This window comes from Pantoea sp. EKM103V (genome assembly GCF_011800365.1).
Classification (GTDB): domain Bacteria; phylum Pseudomonadota; class Gammaproteobacteria; order Enterobacterales; family Enterobacteriaceae; genus Pantoea; species Pantoea anthophila.
Window position 1 is genome coordinate 1 of sequence record NZ_JAALFQ010000007.1, and the last position, 16,566, is coordinate 16,566.

Sequence of the window (16,566 nt, forward strand, 5' to 3'; positions counted from 1 at the left end):
GGCGGCTCAGTCTCCTGAACCTTCAACCCGTTTCCCGTTGCCGGTGTGCCGTGTCGATGGAGGCGCATTATAGGGAGCGGTTCAGATAGCGCAAGTGCAAATTAAGACTTTTTTTCCGTTCGTCTGAAATTTGCACAAAAGCGCCCTTTTATGCCTGTTTAATGCGCGCTGGCAGTGCGGCCAGGCTATCGATGACCCAGTCAGCGGCGGCTTCCCCTTCCGCGGTCACCGGTTTACCGCTACGCACCAGGACTTTGGTACCGACACCGGCAGCCTGCCCTGCCAGCATATCCTCCAGCTTGTCACCCACCATATAAGAAGCCGCCATATCAATATTCAGCTCTTGCTGAGCCATCACGAGCATACCCGGCTGAGGTTTACGGCAGTCGCACGCCTGACGATACTCTGCAACGGCGGCGTCGGGATGGTGCGGGCAGAAATAGATGCCGTCCAGATCAACGTTGCGATCGGCCAGCGACCAGTCCATCCATTCGGTGAGCTGCATAAAGGTGTCTTCAGTAAACATACCGCGCGCGATGCCAGACTGATTGGTCACGACCACCAGCGCATACCCCATCGCCTTCAGTTGCTGCAGCGCTTCAATGGTGCCGTCAATAAACTGAAAGTTATCGATCTCATGGACATAGCCATTATCGACATTAAGGGTGCCATCACGATCAAGAAAAATAGCGGGGACTTTATTCGCCACGTAGAAACTCCTGCTGTAAAAATTGCCGATCAGTATCGCATGATTGCTGTGAAAGGGAGAATGTCAGATTGAATCACTTCCATTGATTCAGACGTCTGGATGCCTTACCATCCATCCAGCTTTTACCCTTAATAAAAGCAACGAGGCTTCCCACACCACGGACAACGCAACACGATAATAAATAACCTAATGATTAAACTCGAAAATATCACCAAAGTGTTCCAGCAGGGTACGCGCACCATTTCGGCGTTGAAGGACGTCAGCCTGCACGTGCCTGCCGGACAGATTTATGGCGTTATCGGTGCTTCCGGTGCCGGTAAAAGTACGCTGATTCGGTGCGTTAACCTGCTGGAACGTCCGACATCAGGCCGTGTGCTGGTCGACGGTGCTGACCTGACCGCACTCAGCGAACGTCAGCTGACTCAGGCCCGTCGTCAGATTGGCATGATCTTCCAGCACTTCAACCTGATGACCTCCCGGACCGTCGCGGGCAATGTCTCCCTGCCGCTGGAGCTGGGAAATCTCTCCCGTGAACAGATCAACGCTCGCGTGACGGAACTGCTGGAACTGGTGGGATTAGCCGATAAGCACGATGCCTGGCCTGCGAACCTGTCGGGTGGACAGAAGCAACGCGTTGCGATTGCCCGTGCGCTGGCCAGCAATCCAAAAGTGCTGTTGTGTGATGAAGCCACCAGCGCTCTGGACCCGGCGACAACCCGTTCTATTCTGGAACTGTTGAAGGACATTAACCGCCGGCTTGGCCTGACGATTCTGCTCATCACCCATGAAATGGATGTGGTGAAGCGCATCTGCGACCAGGTGGCTGTCATCAGTCAGGGTGAGCTGATTGAGAAAGATAGCGTCAGTGAGGTTTTCTCGCATCCTAAGACGCCGCTGGCTCAGCAGTTCATTCAGTCTACCCTGCATCTGGATATCCCGGATGATTATCAGCAGCGCCTGTCAGCCACTGCCGCCGAGAACAGCGTGCCTTTGCTGCGACTGGAATTTACCGGTAAATCGGTTGACGCCCCGCTGCTTTCCGAAGCCGCACGACGTTATAACGTGAATAACAACATTATCAGTGCGCAGATGGATTACGCCGGCGGCGTGAAGTTCGGCATTATGCTGGCCGAAATGCACGGCACTGAAAGCGATACCCGCGAGGCGATAGCCTGGCTGCAGGAGAATCATGTGAAAGTAGAGGTGCTGGGTTATGTCTGAAGCGATGATGTGGTTGCTGGGACGGGGCGTGTGGGAAACGCTGATGATGACCTTTGTCTCCGGCTTTTTTGGTTTTGTACTGGGTCTGCCAGTCGGCGTTCTGCTTTATGTCACCCGTCCGGGACAGATTCTGCAGAACCAGGGGCTCTATCGCGTGCTCTCCGCGCTGGTGAATATCTTCCGCTCCATTCCGTTCATTATCTTACTGGTCTGGATGATTCCTTTTACCCGCGTGATCGTCGGCACCTCCATCGGACTGCAGGCGGCAATCGTCCCGCTGACCGTTGGCGCCGCCCCCTTTATCGCCCGTATGGTGGAAAATGCCCTGCTGGAACTGCCTACCGGCCTGATTGAAGCGTCACGTGCCATGGGTGCCACGCCGATGCAGATCGTTCGCAAGGTGCTGCTGCCGGAAGCGATGCCGGGTCTGGTGAACGCCGCGACGATCACCCTGATTACCCTGGTAGGTTACTCTGCCATGGGCGGCGCGGTCGGTGCCGGTGGTCTGGGTCAGATCGGTTATCAGTATGGTTATATCGGATATAACGCCACCGTGATGAATACGGTATTGGTGTTGTTAGTGGTTTTGGTGTATCTCATTCAGTTCTGTGGCGACCGCATCGTACGTGCTGTGTCCCATAAGTAAGCCAGCAATATCACATTATTAAGGAAAGGATATGTCTTTCAAATTCAAAAAAATTGCCGCTGTGGGTGCACTGATTGGCGCGATTGCGCTGGCAGGATGCGATCAAAAAGAGAAAGATGCGAACCACATCAAAGTGGGCGTGATTGTCGGCGCTGAACAGCAGGTTGCTGAAGCCGCGCAGAAAGTCGCGAAAGATAAGTATGGTCTGGACGTTGAGCTGGTTACCTTCAACGATTACGTTCTGCCGAATGAGGCACTGAGCAAAGGCGATATCGACGTTAACGCCTTCCAGCACAAACCTTATCTGGATCAGCAGATCAAAGATCGTGGCTACAAACTGGTTTCCGTCGGTAACTCTTTCGTTTACCCGATTGCGGGCTACTCGAAAAAGATCAAATCGCTGGATGAGTTACAGGATGGCGCTCAGATCGCGATTCCAAACGATCCGACTAACCTGGGACGTTCGCTGCTGCTGCTGCAGAAAGCCGGCCTGATTAAACTGAAAGAGGGCACAGGCCTGCTGCCAACCTCGCTGGATATCACTGAGAATCCAAAGCATCTGAAAATTGTTGAGCTGGAAGCGCCACAGCTGCCCCGCTCACTGGACGATCAGCAGATCGCCCTGGCGGTCATCAATACCACCTATGCCAGCCAGATCGGCCTGACCCCGACTAAAGATGGGATTTTCGTCGAAGATAAAGATTCACCTTATGTGAACCTGATTGTCGCGCGCGAAGATAACAAAGATGCGGAAAACGTGAAGAAGTTCGTTCAGGCTTACCAGTCTGACGAAGTTAACGAAGCCGCCAACAAAGTCTTTAACGGCGGTGCAGTTAAAGGCTGGTAAGTCAGCCGACATTCTCCCCGGGGGCGGCGCTATGCCGCCCTTTCTGTTACAGCCTGCCCTGCCCGACTTGTTATTTATTCCTGTCCTTGTTTCAATAACGCCACTTTTGGAAACCTGAGGATGTTGCCATGCGTTTTTTACCGCTCGGCTTGTTAGCATTGATGCTGACAGGGTGTGTTCATGAGTATCACCCGATAACCAGCGCACCGTCCAGGCCGCAGCACTCCACTGAACCGACCCGCAAACCCGCTGCCCGCCCCGCACCGGTTAAGCTCTACACGGATGCCGCCGATCTGGTCAGCAAACCGTTCCGCGATCTGGGTGAAGTCTCTGCTGAAGATTGCCAGATCAGCAATCAGAACTCGCCCGCTAACATCGCCACGGCCCGTAAACGTCTGCAGATCCGGGCGTCACAGATGAAAGCCAATGCGGTGCTGCTGCACAAGTGTGAAATCGTGACGGGTACGCCAGGGTGCTACCGTCAGGCGGTGTGTCAGGGCTCGGCATTGAAAGTCAGCAATCAATGAGTGAATTCACCTTTGCGCAGATTGGGGTCATCCGCTCGCCGTGGAAAGAGAAGTTTGCCGTGCCGCGTCAGCCAGGCCTGGTGCAGGATGGCGGCGGAGAACTGCACCTGCTGCCCCCGTACAATCAGCCGGAAGCGGTTCGCGGACTGGAAGCGTTCAGTCACCTCTGGCTGCTGTTTGTCTTTCATCAGACGATGGCAGGCGGCTGGCGTCCCACGGTTCGCCCTCCCCGACTGGGCGGCAATGCGCGCATGGGTGTCTTTGCAACCCGTTCAACGTTTCGTCCCAACCCGATTGGCATGTCGCTGGTCGAGCTGAAAGAGATCAGGCTTGAGAAGCAGCAGGTGATCCTGCAGCTTGGCAGTCTGGATCTGGTCGATGGCACCCCCATCGTGGATATCAAACCCTATCTGCCTTTTGCCGAAGCGCTGCCCGAAGCCCGGGCGGGATTTGCCCAGGCAGCACCGGCGGCCACGATGCCGGTGCGCTTCTCCGCGCTGGCGCAGGAGCAGCTGCAACAGCATGCCCGCTATCCCCATCTGGCGCGTTTTATCCGTGACGTGCTGGCGCAGGATCCCCGTCCCGCTTACCGTCAGGGCCAGGCAGAGGAGCGGGAATATGCGGCCTGGCTGATGGATTTTAATGTACGCTGGCGCATTGACGATGCCGGGACAGAAGTGATCGCTATCGACCCGCGTTAAAACCCGCTTTTGAGCCAGTGATCTCACTGGTACACTAGCCGCCAGCAAATTTCTGTCTGTGACTTTCCGATCAACTGGAACCGTAATCAATGCGTACTACTCAATATCTGCTCTCTACTCAGAAAGAGACGCCTTCCGACGCCGAAGTGATCAGCCACCAGCTGATGCTGCGCGCCGGTATGATCCGCAAACTGGCTTCTGGCTTGTACACCTGGTTGCCGACCGGGGTTCGCGTGCTGAAAAAAGTCGAAAACATCGTGCGCGAAGAGATGAACAACGCGGGTGCGGTTGAGATTTTAATGCCGGTCGTGCAGCCTGCCGACCTGTGGCAGGAGAGCGGTCGCTGGGAGGAGTATGGCCCGGAGCTGTTACGTATTGCCGACCGTCACGAGCGTCCGTTTGTGCTGGGTCCGACGCATGAAGAGGTGGTCACTGACCTGATCCGTAATGAGCTGAGCTCTTATAAGCAGCTGCCACTGAACCTCTATCAGATCCAGACCAAATTCCGTGACGAAGTGCGTCCGCGCTTTGGCGTGATGCGTTCGCGCGAATTCACCATGAAAGATGCCTACTCTTTCCACGTGTCGCAGGAATCGCTGCAGGAAACCTATGATGCGATGTACCGCGCCTACAGCCAGATCTTCAGCCGTATGGGCCTGGATTTCCGTGCCGTACAGGCCGACACCGGCTCTATTGGTGGCAGTGCATCACACGAGTTCCAGGTGCTGGCCCAGAGCGGCGAAGACGATGTGATCTTCTCAACCGATTCTGATTACGCCGCCAACATCGAGCTGGCCGAAGCCGTCGCACCAGCCGGTGAACGCGCTGCGCCGTCGCAGGCGATGCAGCTGGTTGAGACGCCAGACGCAAAAACCATCGCGGAGCTGGTTGAGCAATTTGATGTGCCGGTTGAGAAAACCGTGAAAACGCTGATTGTTAAAGGGGCGGAAGAGAGCGGTCATGCGCTGGTTGCCCTGCTGGTTCGTGGCGATCATCAGCTGAACGAAATCAAAGCAGAGAAGTCAGCTATCGTAGCGTCACCGCTGGTCTTCGCGACTGAAGAAGAGATTCGCGCGGCAGTGGGTGCAGGTCCGGGTTCAATCGGGCCGGTCGGCCTGCAGATGCCGATCATCGCAGACCGTACCGTCGCGAAGATGAGTGACTTCAGCGCCGGTGCTAACGTCGATGGTAAGCACTACTTCGGCATTAACTGGGAGCGCGATCTGCCGCTGGCCAGCGTTGCGGATATCCGTAACGTGGTTGAAGGCGATCTGAGCCCGGATGGCAAAGGCACACTGCAGATTAAGCGCGGCATCGAAGTGGGTCACATTTTCCAGCTCGGCACGAAATATTCGGACGCGCTGAAAGCCTCTGTTCAGGGCGAAGATGGCCGCAACCAGATAATGAGCATGGGCTGCTACGGTATCGGCATCACCCGTGTTGTCGCTGCAGCGATCGAGCAGAACCATGACGAGCGCGGCATCATCTGGCCGGCGGCACTGGCTCCGTTTGAGGTCGCGATTCTGCCCATGAATATGCAGAAATCCTTCCGGGTGAAAGAGCTGGCGGAAGAGCTGTATGCCACACTGCGCGCGAAAGGCGTCGACGTGATTCTGGATGACCGTAAAGAGCGTCCGGGCGTGATGTTCGCTGATATGGAACTGATCGGTGTGCCACACACCATCGTCATTGGCGATCGCAATCTCGATAATCAGGAGATTGAGTACAAATCACGTCGTGCCGGTGAGAAGCAGATGATTAAGCAGGATGAGATCGTCGATTTCCTGCTGAAGGCGCTGAATAAGTAAGTTCTCACCGCGGGCTGGAACTCTTCGCGGCCCGCCCCTGAAGGTATAAGCACTCAAACGCCCCGCCTGCGGGGCGTTTTTTATTGCACTCTGCCGCGCATCGCTTTGGTACTGCTGCGGCGCGCTTTTCCTTCCAGTCGTCGCTCTTTTGACGCGCGGGTCGGCCGCGTGGCGCGACGCACTTTTTCGACCGTGCTCAGTTCGCGGATCAGATTGAGCAGCCGTTGCAGCGCGGCTTCGCGATTCATCTCCTGACTGCGGTACTCCTGCGCTTTGATCACCACGACGCCTTCAGCAGTGATCAGATGATGGCTGGCGGTAAGCAGCCGCTCTTTATAGAAGGCGGGCAGTGAAGAGGCGGCAATGTCAAAACGCAGATGGATAGCCGTGCTGGCTTTATTGACATGTTGCCCACCCGCTCCCTGAGCGCGTATCGCCGTCAGCTCAATCTCACTGTCCGGGATCTCAACCGAACGGGACAGCATAATCATCGCTCTCCTCTCCCCTGCTTCATGACCTTTACCTCTGATAACCTGTTCATCAACTTAACCTTTTGTGCGATCCTGCGTTGCGCGGCAGCCAGCGGAATCTGTCACTTTAGCAGTGTTTTACGTGCTGTTCCTGCTTTACGCAGGCTGATTTCCTGTAAATGGCTATGGTATAGTCGCCAGTTAATCAGAGTATCTACGCTCTGCCGAGGAGGATCATGTGCAAAATTATTGTGAGTTAGTTCGCCGCAAATATGCCGAAATCGGTAGCGGAGATTTAGGTTACATACCGGATGCGATTGGCTGCGCATTGAAGGCACTTGATGATATTGCCGCAAATAGTGAGCTAAACTCTTCTGTCAGGGAACAGGCGGCCTACGCCGCTGCTAACTTATTGGTGAGCGACTATGTTGATTAATGAAGCGTACCACCCCATCAATTGCGATGATTACGATAACCTGGAACTCGCCTGTCAGAAAAACTGGATGCTGTCACTGGACATGAAAGATGGCGAGCAGCTGAAGGCAAAGGCGAAAGAGATTTTTTCACGTAAGAACGTGGAATATCTGGCTATCGATCTCTCCGGTGAACATCGCGAGTTACGTCTCGACCACATCGCCAGCTTTACCCATCCCGAGCTGGGCACGGTGGTTGTCAGCGCAGAGTAATTCACTCCTTCCGGGCGGGACATCCCCGCCCCTGTCACACTCAGGGCTGCAGCGAACTGTAATACGCCGCCAGATCCGCCATATCGTCATCACTTAATCCCGCAACAAACGCCTTCATGACCTCAGCCTGACCGCCACTGCGCTCGCCCTTTTTATAAGCCTGCAGCGCATGTTCAAGATACGGGGCGTGCTGCCCGGCCAGACTGGGATAAAGCGGCACGGTCGCTTTGCCTTCCGCGCCATGACAGGCCATACAGCTGCCCGCTTTCTCTGCGCCACGCTGCGCATCTCCCGCGGCCCAGGCCGGTAATACAGCGGCCATCAGGGCGCCGATCAGCCATGTTTTCATTGTTCAGCTCCTGTGCAGGCGGTCCTGTCCCAGACAATCTGCCAGCCCTGCTCATCGCATGCCGCACCCTCCCGGGTGATAAAGAGATCCGGAACACAGACCAGCGTCTGATTATAAAAAATTAGCGGCAGCCGCTCGCGCTGCCATGGAGGAATATGCAGTGCCTGCCAGAGCTTCTTCATCTCCCGTCCCCCTTCCCGCCCCACCAGATGCACCTGGCCCTGCGCGTGAAATCGCACGCTGACCTGCTCATCGGGCTGCGGATGGCGCAACAGGCTCTGCGCCTGGCTGGCACGCAGCGTGCCGAGGCTTTGCGGCAGCGTCAGCGGCTGGGTGCGTTCAGGCCACGTCAGCACCGTGTCGCGCAGCGAACTGCGCACCGGCAGCCAGTAGAGCTGCTGCCGGTATCGCCGCAGTTCCGCCTGTCCGAATCGCAGACGAGGCTGCGCATCCTCACGACTCGCCATCACCTCATTGCGGATGCGCTGCAGCGCGTCGCGGGAGGGCATCGCTCCGCCCTGCCCGGCGATCCAGCGACGCAGTAAGGCGTTAGCGCGCGGCTCACTCATCGTCATCAGCGGCGGAAAGTGCAGACTGCCATCCGGCTGGACGAGCTCAGCCAGCTCTCCGGCGAGAAGTTCATCCAGCAGCTGCTCCTGCTCACTGCACAGGGCTGCGCTTCGGGCGGTCGCCTCAGCAAAGTGGGGCCAGCGCTGAGAGAGTTCAGGCAGCAGCCGCTGACGCAGAAAGTTACGGTCGTAGCGCAGATCCTGATTACTCTCGTCTTCGATCCACACCAGCTGATGGGCATGAGCATAGGCTTCAAGCGACTGTCGTGACTGATTAAGCAGAGGACGTAACAGCCGATGGGAACCCAGCCTGCGCACTGCGGGCATGGCCGCCAGCCCTGCCGGACCGCTGCCGCGCTTCAGCGCCAGCAAAAAGGTTTCACACTGATCGTCGAGATGCTGCGCCGTCAGTAGTTGTTCGCCCGGCTGCAGCGCCGCGCCCAGCGCCTGATAACGGGCGGTGCGTGCCGCCGCCTCAATGCCCTTTTCACTGCCGTCAACGGTGACGTGCAGCACGTCACACGTCAGCTGCCACTGTTCGCATATCGCCTGGCAGTGGGCCGCCCAGCGGTCAGCATTCGGGCTGAGTCCGTGGTGAACATGCAGCGCCCGCAGACGCGACTGAGGATGCTGCTGCTGCCAGTCGCGAAGCTGATGCAGCAGCACGGTGGAGTCAAGTCCGCCACTGAACGCGACCACCAGGGCAGCGTCCGGTTGCAGCAGTGAGTCAAAAGCGGGCAAAGACATCGCAGAATCCAGAATATCGGGCCACTGAATGTCGCCCGCCGAGCGCGCTAGTTTACGCCTGATAGAGCTCCAGCGGCAAACCATCCGGGTCGGCAAAGAAAGTACAGGGTTTACCCGTGAGTTCATCAATGCGAATCGGCTCGCAGATCACACCTTTCTCAGCCAGCGTCGCCACCGCGGCGGCCACATCCGGCACGGTAAAGGCCAGATGGCGCAGGCCGCACGCCTCGGGATGACTGACCCGTGCAGGGGGTTCAGGAAAAGAGAAAAGCTCAATGGTATAGCGATCCCCTAACGCGAGATCGCCTTTCCAGGAGTCGCGCGCTTCGCGGTAAACTTCGCCCATCAGTCGAAAGCCCAGCACATCGCAATAGAAGGCTTTGCTGCGCGGATAGTCAGAGGCGATGATGGCGATGTGGTGAATAGCGTTTAACTGCAACATGTTGAATATCCTGATTCGGGCAGGATACCTGAGTCAGGCATCCCGCCGCTGATAAAATTTAAAAATTTATGCCGGGTCGTTTTTCAGCACGCGCACACGGTATTCGCCCTCTTCCGTCAGGCTGGCACCGTGAATGTCGGTTTCAAACCCCGGATAGTGCCGGCCAATGCTGCACAGCATCAGCAGGAAATCGAGCACCGCGCGACTCTTCTCAGTGATCATCTCTCCCGGCATCACCAGGGGAACGCCCGGCGGATAGGGCAGGATCATGTTGGCCGAAACCCGACCGACCAGCTCACTGATATCCACCGTTTCAATGTTGCCCTTCACCTGCTGCTGAAACGCCTGATGCGGTGTCATCTTCATTTCAGGCAGCACGTCGAATGCCTGCAGCATCAGACGCGGCAGATCGTGATGGCGGATCAGCTGATGGATCCCCTGCGCCAGGGTCTGAATACGCATATTGCGATAGAAGTCGGGATCCTCTGCGTAGAGATCCGGCAGCATGTTTTTCACCCGCAGATTCAGATCGTAGGCGCGTTTAAATTCGGTCAGCCCGCGCAGCACGCTCATCGCCTTGGTTTTATCGATGCCGATACTGAACAGGAACAGCAGGTTATAGGGGCCGGTTTTCTCCACCACGATGCCGCGCTCGTCCAGAAACTTCGCCACCAGCGCTGCCGGGATCCCCTCTTCCGCCATCTCCCCCAATTCGCTCATGCCCGGCGTCAGGATTGTCACCTTGATCGGATCGAGATACATGTGATCGCGATCGGCCTGCGTGAATCCATGCCACGCTTCGTCGCCCGGCTGGATCGGCCAGCACTGCGCTTCGTCAACCTGTTCCGGCTGCCAGATGTCAAAGAACCAGCTGTCAGACTCTTCACGCAGCCGCTGGATCTCGCGGCGGAAATGAAGCGCGCGTTCGACCGAGCGATTGATCAAACGCTTACCCGGATTGCCGCGCAGCATGGCGGCAGCGGTTTCAATAGAGGAGACGATGGCGTAGTTAGGCGAGGTGGTGGTGTGCATCATGTAGGCTTCGTTAAACGTCTGCTCGTCGTAGTCGCCTTTAATGTGGATCATGGATGCCTGAGAGAACGCCGCCAGCAGTTTATGGGTCGACTGCGTTTCATAGACCACCTTGCCCGGAATACGGTCTCCGCTCATGCCGCTTTTGCCCGCATAAATCGGGTGGAAATTGGTGTAAGGCACCCAGGCGGAGTCGAAATGAATCGACGGCACAGCCAGCGTCTCTTTGATGTACTGGGTGTTGTAGAGCAGCCCATCATAGGTGGAGTTAGTAATGACCGCATGCACCGGCCAGGTGGCTCTGTCAGTCGATGCCACTTTATGCGCTATCGCGTCGCGGGTGAACTCCTGCTTCGGGATGCCGCCAAGGATCCCCAGCGCATTGCGGGTCGGCTTCAGCCAGATCGGGATCAGATCGCTCATCATCAGCAGATGGGTCAGCGATTTGTGGCAGTTGCGATCGATCAGCACGGTGCTGCCCGCCGGAGCGGCATACATCCCGACAATTTTATTTGAGGTCGAGGTGCCGTTGGTCACCATGTAGCTCTGCTCAGCGCCGAAGGTGCGCGCGATATACTCTTCCGCTTCCAGGTGCGGCCCGGTGTGGTCAAGCAGCGAACCCAGCTCGGTCACCGAAATCGAGATGTCTGATTTCAGGGTGTTAGCACCGAAGAAATCGTAGAACAGACAGCCGACCGGGCTCTTCTGAAACGCGGTGCCCGCCATATGGCCCGGCGTGCAGAAGGTGTACTTGCCCTCTTTCACATAGGTGAACAGCGCTTTGGTCAGCGGCGGCGTGATGTGGTCAAGATAGTCATCCGTGTATTGCCGGATATGGAGCGCGATATCCTCGGCGGCATTCAGCGCATACTCAAAAAAGTGCAGCGGCATACGCATCTCATTGATGCTGATATCCATCTGCGAGTGGGTATTGATAAAGGCATACAGAGGCAGGTATTCGTTTAGCTGATTAATCTCTCCGCACAGTTCGGGACTGTTGTGCGCATCCCAGTCGAAGATAACGCCGCTGATACGCGGGTTGTGTTCGATCAGTTTCAGCAGATCGTCACTGTTTTTCGGGTAAAGCAGCTGGAAGCCCTGCAGATTTAACGCCGCGTCGAGTTCGCGTAACGGTTCATCTTTGTAAAACACGCCGTGCGCGCCCATGATCGCCAGAATATTCAATGCCTGTCTCCCTGATTGTGGTGGAACCGGTCAAGCATAACCGCTAACCCCCGTAAGGTGTAGCGAGGCGGAGCCAGGAGGAAACTGAAAGCGGCGAGTGAGCGTGTTGAGGGAAAGTGCAGGCATAAAAAAAGCGGACCGGAGTCCGCTTTTATGGAAGTGCACTTATCAGGCGTAGCCGTAGCTCATCAGACGCTGATAACGACGATCCAGCAGCTCTTCAGTGCTTAACCCATCGAGTTCGGCCAGATCGGCCAGCAGCTGCTGCTTCAGAGACTGCGCCATGTCGACCGGACGGCGATGCGCGCCACCCAGCGGCTCCGGGATTACGGAGTCAATCAGCTTCAGCTCTTTCAGACGGTGAGCGGTAATGCCCATCGCTTCCGCAGCCAGCGGCGCTTTATCTGCACTTTTCCACAGAATAGAGGCACAGCCTTCAGGCGAGATAACGGAATAGGTGCTGTACTGCAGCATATTCACTTTATCGCCCACGCCGATGGCCAGTGCACCACCTGAACCGCCTTCACCGATGACCGTACAGATGACCGGTACTTTCAGGCCAGACATTTCACGCAGGTTGCGCGCAATCGCTTCAGACTGCCCGCGCTCTTCCGCGCCCACACCCGGATAAGCACCCGGGGTGTCGATGAAGGTGATGACAGGCATTTTGAAGCGCTCAGCCATCTCCATCAGGCGCAGCGCTTTGCGATAGCCTTCCGGTGCTGGCATGCCGAAGTTACGGCGAATTTTCTCTTTGGTTTCACGGCCTTTCTGGTGCCCGATGATCATCACCGGACGTCCATCCAGACGCGCAATACCGCCAACAATCGCTTTGTCATCCGCATAAGCACGGTCGCCCGCCAGCTCATCGAAATCGTCGAACGCGTTGCGGACGTAGTCAAAGGTATAAGGACGCAAAGGATGGCGCGCCAGTTGAGCGATCTGCCATGCGCCTAAATCGGCGAAGATTTTACGGGTCAGCTCAACGCTCTTCTCGCGCAGGCGCTGAACTTCTTCATCCAGATTAACGTGTTTATCATCCTGACGACCAATTGAAGTCAGCGAATCAATCTTCGCTTCGAGTTCTGCAATTGGCTGTTCAAAATCCAGGTAATTAAGACTCATAATGTTCCTGTTCTAGTCAAACTCCAGTTCCACCTGCTCCGATCCGATCAACGAGCGCAGATCGTTAAGTAAACGATCGCTGGGCGAAATTCGCCACGCTGCCCCAAAGCGCAGCTTCGCTCGCGCGTCGGCTCTCTGATAGTAGAGATGCACCGGAATCGTCCCTGATCGATGAGGTTCCAGGGACTGACGGAGTCGGTTTAATAGCTGGTCATCAATTTGCCTGTCCGTCAGCGAGATAGCAAGTCCGCGCGCGTATTTTTCGCGAGCTTCGTCGATGTCCATAACTTCACGAGCGGTCATTTTAAGGCCACCACTGAAGTCATCAAAGCTGACCTGTCCACTGACGATCAGGATTCGGTCTTTCTCCAGCAGCTGCTGGTATTTATCTAACGCATCGGTAAATAACATCACCTCAAGACGACCAGAACGATCGTCCAGAGTACAGATACCAATTCGGTTGCCGCGTTTGGTGACCATTACCCGTGCAGCGATCACCAGACCGGCCGCCACGGTAATTTTCCCCCGGTCGGTTGGATGCATATCTTTCAGCCGCACCCCGCCAACGTAACGCTCAATTTCTTTCAGATACTGATTAATCGGGTGCCCGGTCAGGTAGAGCCCCAGGGTTTCCCGTTCGCCATCCAGCTGCACCTGCTCCGGCCATCGCGTGACGCTGGCGTACGATTTCTCCACCTGCTCCGGCTCTTCCGCCAGCACGCCGAACATATCTGCCTGGCCAATCGCCTCCGCCTTCGCGTGCTGATCGGCCGCTTTTAACGCGTCGCCGAGTGCACTCATCAGCGCGGCGCGATGCGGCCCCAGGCGATCGAAGGCCCCGGACATGATCAGTTTTTCCATCACCCGACGGTTGATCTTTTTGGTGTCGGTTCGGGCGCAGAGGTCAAACAGCTCGCGGAAGTAACCGCCTTCGTTTCGCGCATCAATGATCGCTTCGATCGGGCCTTCACCGACCCCTTTTATCGCACCGATACCGTAAACAATTTCACCTGCGTCATTCACATGGAAGGGATAGAGGCCGGAGTTGATATCGGGCGGCAGCACCTTCAGTCCCATCCGCCAGCACTCATCGACCAGGCCTACCACCTTCTCGGTGTTATCCATATCGGCGGTCATTACCGCGGCCATAAACTCTGCCGGATAGTGCGCTTTCAGCCACAGCGTCTGGTAAGAGACCAGTGCATAAGCCGCAGAGTGTGACTTGTTAAAGCCATAGCCTGCAAATTTTTCTACCAGATCGAAGATCTTCATCGACAGTTCGCCGTCGATGCCCATGCTTTCTGCACCGTCACGGAAAACGGAACGCTGCTTGGCCATCTCTTCCGGTTTCTTTTTCCCCATGGCGCGACGCAGCATATCTGCGCCACCCAGGGTATACCCGGAGAGGACCTGGGCGATCTGCATCACCTGTTCCTGATAAAGAATGATGCCGTATGTGGGCTCCAGCACCGGTTTCAGGCTTTCATGCTGCCACTGGATATCGGGATAGGAGATCGCTTCACGACCATGCTTACGGTCGATGAAGTTATCCACCATGCCGGACTGCAGCGGCCCCGGACGGAACAGCGCCACCAGTGCGATCATATCTTCAAAGCAGTCGGGCTTCAGACGCTTGATCAGATCCTTCATGCCGCGCGATTCAAGCTGGAATACCGCGGTGGTTTCCGAGCGCTGCAGCATATCGAAGCTTTTCTTGTCATCCAGCGGGATAGAGGCGATGTCGATCGGCTCCAGCCCCTGCTTTTCCCGGCGCGGGTTAATCATCTTCAGCGCCCAGTCGATGATGGTCAGCGTTCTCAGCCCCAGGAAGTCGAACTTCACCAGGCCGGCATACTCCACATCATTTTTATCGAACTGGGTCACCGGGAACTGACCGTGCTCATCGCAGTAGAGCGGCGCAAAATCGGTGATCTTCGTTGGCGCGATGACCACGCCACCGGCATGTTTACCGGCGTTACGCGTGACCCCTTCCAGCTTACGCGCCATGTCGATCAGCGCTTTGATCTCTTCATCCGCCTCATACATGGCCGGCAGCTGCGGTTCAGCAATAAAGGCTTTTTCCAGCGTCATGCCGGGATCGGGCGGGATCAGTTTGGAAATGCGATCCACGAAACCATAAGGATGACCCAGCACGCGGCCAACGTCGCGGATAACCGCTTTCGCCGCCATGGTGCCGAAAGTGATGATCTGTGAAACCGCTTCGCGCCCGTACATGTCCGCGACGTGTTCAATCACCTGGTCACGCTTCTCCATGCAGAAATCGACGTCAAAGTCGGGCATTGAGACACGTTCCGGGTTCAGGAAACGTTCGAACAGCAGGTCAAACTCCAGCGGATCGATATCGGTAATTTTTAGCGCATAGGCCACCAGCGAGCCGGCACCGGAACCACGACCCGGCCCGACCGGCACGCCATTATCCTTGGACCACTGGATGAACTCCATCACGATCAGGAAGTAGCCCGGGAAGCCCATCTGGTTGATTACATTGAGTTCAACCTCCAGACGCTCATCATATTCCGGGCGTTTCTGCAGCCGCTCAGCTTCGTCCGGGAACAGGAACACCAGACGCTCTTCCAGCCCCTCGCGGGATTTCGCGACCAGATAATCTTCCGTGGTCATATCACCGGTCGGGAACTGCGGCAGGAAGTATTCGCCCAGCCGGACCGTGACGTTACAACGCTTAGCAATCTCTACGCTGTTTTCCAGCGCTTCCGGGATGTCCGAGAAGAGCTCGCACATCTCCGCTTCGCTGCGCATATATTGCTGAGGACTGTAGTTGCGCGGACGCTTGGGGTCATCCAGCGTATAGCCGTCATGGATGGCCACGCGGATTTCATGCGCGTCGAAATCCTCTTCATTGATAAAGCAGACTTCGTTGGTCGCGACCACCGGAATGCCTTCGGCAATCGCCAGCTCCACCGCCGCGTGCAGGTAGCTCTCTTCATCCGGACGGCCGGTGCGAATCAGTTCCAGATAGTATCTGTCAGGGAAATGCTGCTGATAAAAAGAGAGGCACTGTGAAACCAGCGCGCTGTTACCGCGCAGCAGGCTGCGGCCGACATCTCCGCGGCGTCCGCCTGACAGCAGGATTAACCCTTCCTGCAATTCCATCAGCCAGTCGCGATCGATAATCGGCCCGTCCACGCCATAGCCACGCTGATAGGCGCGGGAGATCAGCAGCGTCAGGTTCTGATAGCCGGTATTGTTCGCCGCCAGCACGGTCAGCTGCGTGAGTTCATCCCCCATCAGCTCGCTGGCGACCTTAAAATCGGCACCAATAACCGGTTTTATCCCTGCGCCGTGCGCCCCGCCGTAGAATTTCACCAGGCCACACAGGTTAGTGAAGTCGGTGATCGCAATCGCGGGCATGCCGAGCGCAGCCGCCTTTTTGATCAGCGGCCCGGTTTTCGCCAGGCCATCAACCATCGAATAGTCACTGTGGACGCGCAGATGTATAAAACGGGGTTCAGCCATATCAGTT

At 56.5% G+C, this 16,566-nt stretch carries 16 protein-coding genes; 8 read left to right on the forward strand and 8 right to left on the reverse strand.

Annotation, left to right across the window (positions count from 1 at the left end; translation table 11 throughout):
• Window positions 1-148 precede the first annotated feature (148 nt).
• On the reverse strand, window positions 149-709 hold the full coding sequence (gene gmhB / locus HFD97_RS14535; protein ID WP_167432153.1) for a D-glycero-beta-D-manno-heptose 1,7-bisphosphate 7-phosphatase: 561 nt from the start codon (window positions 707-709) through the stop codon (window positions 149-151).
• A gap of 189 nt (window positions 710-898) precedes the next feature.
• Between gmhB and metN the strand changes: the two genes are divergently transcribed.
• The 6 genes from metN to proS all read left to right on the forward strand — a co-directional run bounded on the left by metN (window position 899) and on the right by proS (window position 6,459).
• The gene (gene metN / locus HFD97_RS14540) at window positions 899-1,930 is read left to right on the forward strand and encodes a methionine ABC transporter ATP-binding protein MetN (RefSeq protein ID WP_111208494.1); all 1,032 of its coding nucleotides are present in this window, start codon (window positions 899-901) and stop codon (window positions 1,928-1,930) included.
• Window positions 1,923-2,576 carry a methionine ABC transporter permease MetI gene (locus tag HFD97_RS14545; RefSeq protein ID WP_009091958.1) on the forward strand — a complete coding sequence of 218 codons (654 nt, stop codon included), beginning with the start codon at window positions 1,923-1,925 and terminating at the stop codon, window positions 2,574-2,576. The genes metN and HFD97_RS14545 overlap by 8 nt, the downstream gene beginning before the upstream one ends.
• Before the next feature lie 31 nt (window positions 2,577-2,607).
• On the forward strand, window positions 2,608-3,423 hold the full coding sequence (locus tag HFD97_RS14550; RefSeq protein ID WP_167432154.1) for a MetQ/NlpA family lipoprotein: 816 nt from the start codon (window positions 2,608-2,610) through the stop codon (window positions 3,421-3,423).
• 128 nt (window positions 3,424-3,551) lie between these two features.
• Window positions 3,552-3,950 carry an Rcs stress response system protein RcsF gene (gene rcsF, locus HFD97_RS14555; RefSeq protein WP_009091960.1) on the forward strand — a complete coding sequence of 133 codons (399 nt, stop codon included), beginning with the start codon at window positions 3,552-3,554 and terminating at the stop codon, window positions 3,948-3,950.
• Window positions 3,947-4,651 (forward strand): tRNA (N6-threonylcarbamoyladenosine(37)-N6)-methyltransferase TrmO, encoded by a 705-nt coding sequence (gene tsaA, locus HFD97_RS14560; RefSeq protein WP_111208495.1) that lies wholly within the window; start codon window positions 3,947-3,949, stop codon window positions 4,649-4,651. The genes rcsF and tsaA overlap by 4 nt, the downstream gene beginning before the upstream one ends.
• Before the next feature lie 89 nt (window positions 4,652-4,740).
• Complete coding sequence (gene proS, locus HFD97_RS14565; RefSeq protein ID WP_009091962.1) at window positions 4,741-6,459, forward strand: proline--tRNA ligase; 1,719 nt, start codon at window positions 4,741-4,743, stop codon at window positions 6,457-6,459.
• 80 nt (window positions 6,460-6,539) lie between these two features.
• Here the strand turns inward: proS and arfB are convergent, their stop codons facing one another.
• Complete coding sequence (gene arfB, locus HFD97_RS14570; RefSeq protein ID WP_009091963.1) at window positions 6,540-6,950, reverse strand: alternative ribosome rescue aminoacyl-tRNA hydrolase ArfB; 411 nt, start codon at window positions 6,948-6,950, stop codon at window positions 6,540-6,542.
• A gap of 217 nt (window positions 6,951-7,167) precedes the next feature.
• Between arfB and HFD97_RS14575 the strand changes: the two genes are divergently transcribed.
• Both HFD97_RS14575 and rof read left to right on the forward strand, forming a co-directional pair.
• Complete coding sequence (locus HFD97_RS14575; protein WP_009091964.1) at window positions 7,168-7,365, forward strand: YaeP family protein; 198 nt, start codon at window positions 7,168-7,170, stop codon at window positions 7,363-7,365.
• Window positions 7,355-7,615, forward strand: coding sequence for a Rho-binding antiterminator (gene rof / locus HFD97_RS14580; protein ID WP_009091965.1), 261 nt, complete (start codon window positions 7,355-7,357; stop codon window positions 7,613-7,615). The genes HFD97_RS14575 and rof overlap by 11 nt, the downstream gene beginning before the upstream one ends.
• Before the next feature lie 40 nt (window positions 7,616-7,655).
• Here rof and HFD97_RS14585 read toward each other — a convergent pair whose 3' ends face one another.
• The 6 genes from HFD97_RS14585 to dnaE all read right to left on the reverse strand — a co-directional run bounded on the left by HFD97_RS14585 (window position 7,656) and on the right by dnaE (window position 16,559).
• Window positions 7,656-7,964 (reverse strand): cytochrome c, encoded by a 309-nt coding sequence (locus HFD97_RS14585; RefSeq protein WP_046101267.1) that lies wholly within the window; start codon window positions 7,962-7,964, stop codon window positions 7,656-7,658.
• Window positions 7,961-9,280 carry a tRNA lysidine(34) synthetase TilS gene (tilS, locus tag HFD97_RS14590; protein ID WP_167432155.1) on the reverse strand — a complete coding sequence of 440 codons (1,320 nt, stop codon included), beginning with the start codon at window positions 9,278-9,280 and terminating at the stop codon, window positions 7,961-7,963. The genes HFD97_RS14585 and tilS overlap by 4 nt, the downstream gene beginning before the upstream one ends.
• Before the next feature lie 52 nt (window positions 9,281-9,332).
• The gene (locus HFD97_RS14595; RefSeq protein ID WP_167429112.1) at window positions 9,333-9,722 is read right to left on the reverse strand and encodes a VOC family protein; all 390 of its coding nucleotides are present in this window, start codon (window positions 9,720-9,722) and stop codon (window positions 9,333-9,335) included.
• Window positions 9,723-9,788: 66 nt separating this feature from the next.
• Entirely contained in the window at window positions 9,789-11,939 is a 2,151-nt protein-coding gene (locus HFD97_RS14600) for a lysine decarboxylase LdcC (protein ID WP_046101264.1), read from the reverse strand.
• Window positions 11,940-12,107: 168 nt separating this feature from the next.
• Entirely contained in the window at window positions 12,108-13,064 is a 957-nt protein-coding gene (gene accA / locus HFD97_RS14605) for an acetyl-CoA carboxylase carboxyl transferase subunit alpha (RefSeq protein ID WP_009091971.1), read from the reverse strand.
• 12 nt (window positions 13,065-13,076) lie between these two features.
• Complete coding sequence (gene dnaE / locus HFD97_RS14610) at window positions 13,077-16,559, reverse strand: DNA polymerase III subunit alpha (RefSeq protein WP_167432156.1); 3,483 nt, start codon at window positions 16,557-16,559, stop codon at window positions 13,077-13,079.
• Between the last annotated feature and the right edge of the window lie 7 nt (window positions 16,560-16,566).

Excerpts from the sequence above, each read along its gene's own strand:
- accA (WP_009091971.1), bottom strand. The coding sequence starts at position 13,064 with ATGAGTCTTAATTACCTGGATTTTGAACAGCCAATTGCAGAACTCGAA.
- HFD97_RS14595 (WP_167429112.1), bottom strand. The coding sequence starts at position 9,722 with ATGTTGCAGTTAAACGCTATTCACCACATCGCCATCATCGCCTCTGAC.
- HFD97_RS14545 (WP_009091958.1), top strand. The coding sequence starts at position 1,923 with ATGTCTGAAGCGATGATGTGGTTGCTGGGACGGGGCGTGTGGGAAACG.
- proS (WP_009091962.1), top strand. The coding sequence starts at position 4,741 with ATGCGTACTACTCAATATCTGCTCTCTACTCAGAAAGAGACGCCTTCC.
- dnaE (WP_167432156.1), bottom strand. The coding sequence starts at position 16,559 with ATGGCTGAACCCCGTTTTATACATCTGCGCGTCCACAGTGACTATTCG.
- metN (WP_111208494.1), top strand. The coding sequence starts at position 899 with ATGATTAAACTCGAAAATATCACCAAAGTGTTCCAGCAGGGTACGCGC.
- arfB (WP_009091963.1), bottom strand. The coding sequence starts at position 6,950 with ATGATTATGCTGTCCCGTTCGGTTGAGATCCCGGACAGTGAGATTGAG.
- tsaA (WP_111208495.1), top strand. The coding sequence starts at position 3,947 with ATGAGTGAATTCACCTTTGCGCAGATTGGGGTCATCCGCTCGCCGTGG.
- rcsF (WP_009091960.1), top strand. The coding sequence starts at position 3,552 with ATGCGTTTTTTACCGCTCGGCTTGTTAGCATTGATGCTGACAGGGTGT.
- HFD97_RS14550 (WP_167432154.1), top strand. The coding sequence starts at position 2,608 with ATGTCTTTCAAATTCAAAAAAATTGCCGCTGTGGGTGCACTGATTGGC.
- HFD97_RS14585 (WP_046101267.1), bottom strand. The coding sequence starts at position 7,964 with ATGAAAACATGGCTGATCGGCGCCCTGATGGCCGCTGTATTACCGGCC.
- rof (WP_009091965.1), top strand. The coding sequence starts at position 7,355 with ATGTTGATTAATGAAGCGTACCACCCCATCAATTGCGATGATTACGAT.
- tilS (WP_167432155.1), bottom strand. The coding sequence starts at position 9,280 with ATGTCTTTGCCCGCTTTTGACTCACTGCTGCAACCGGACGCTGCCCTG.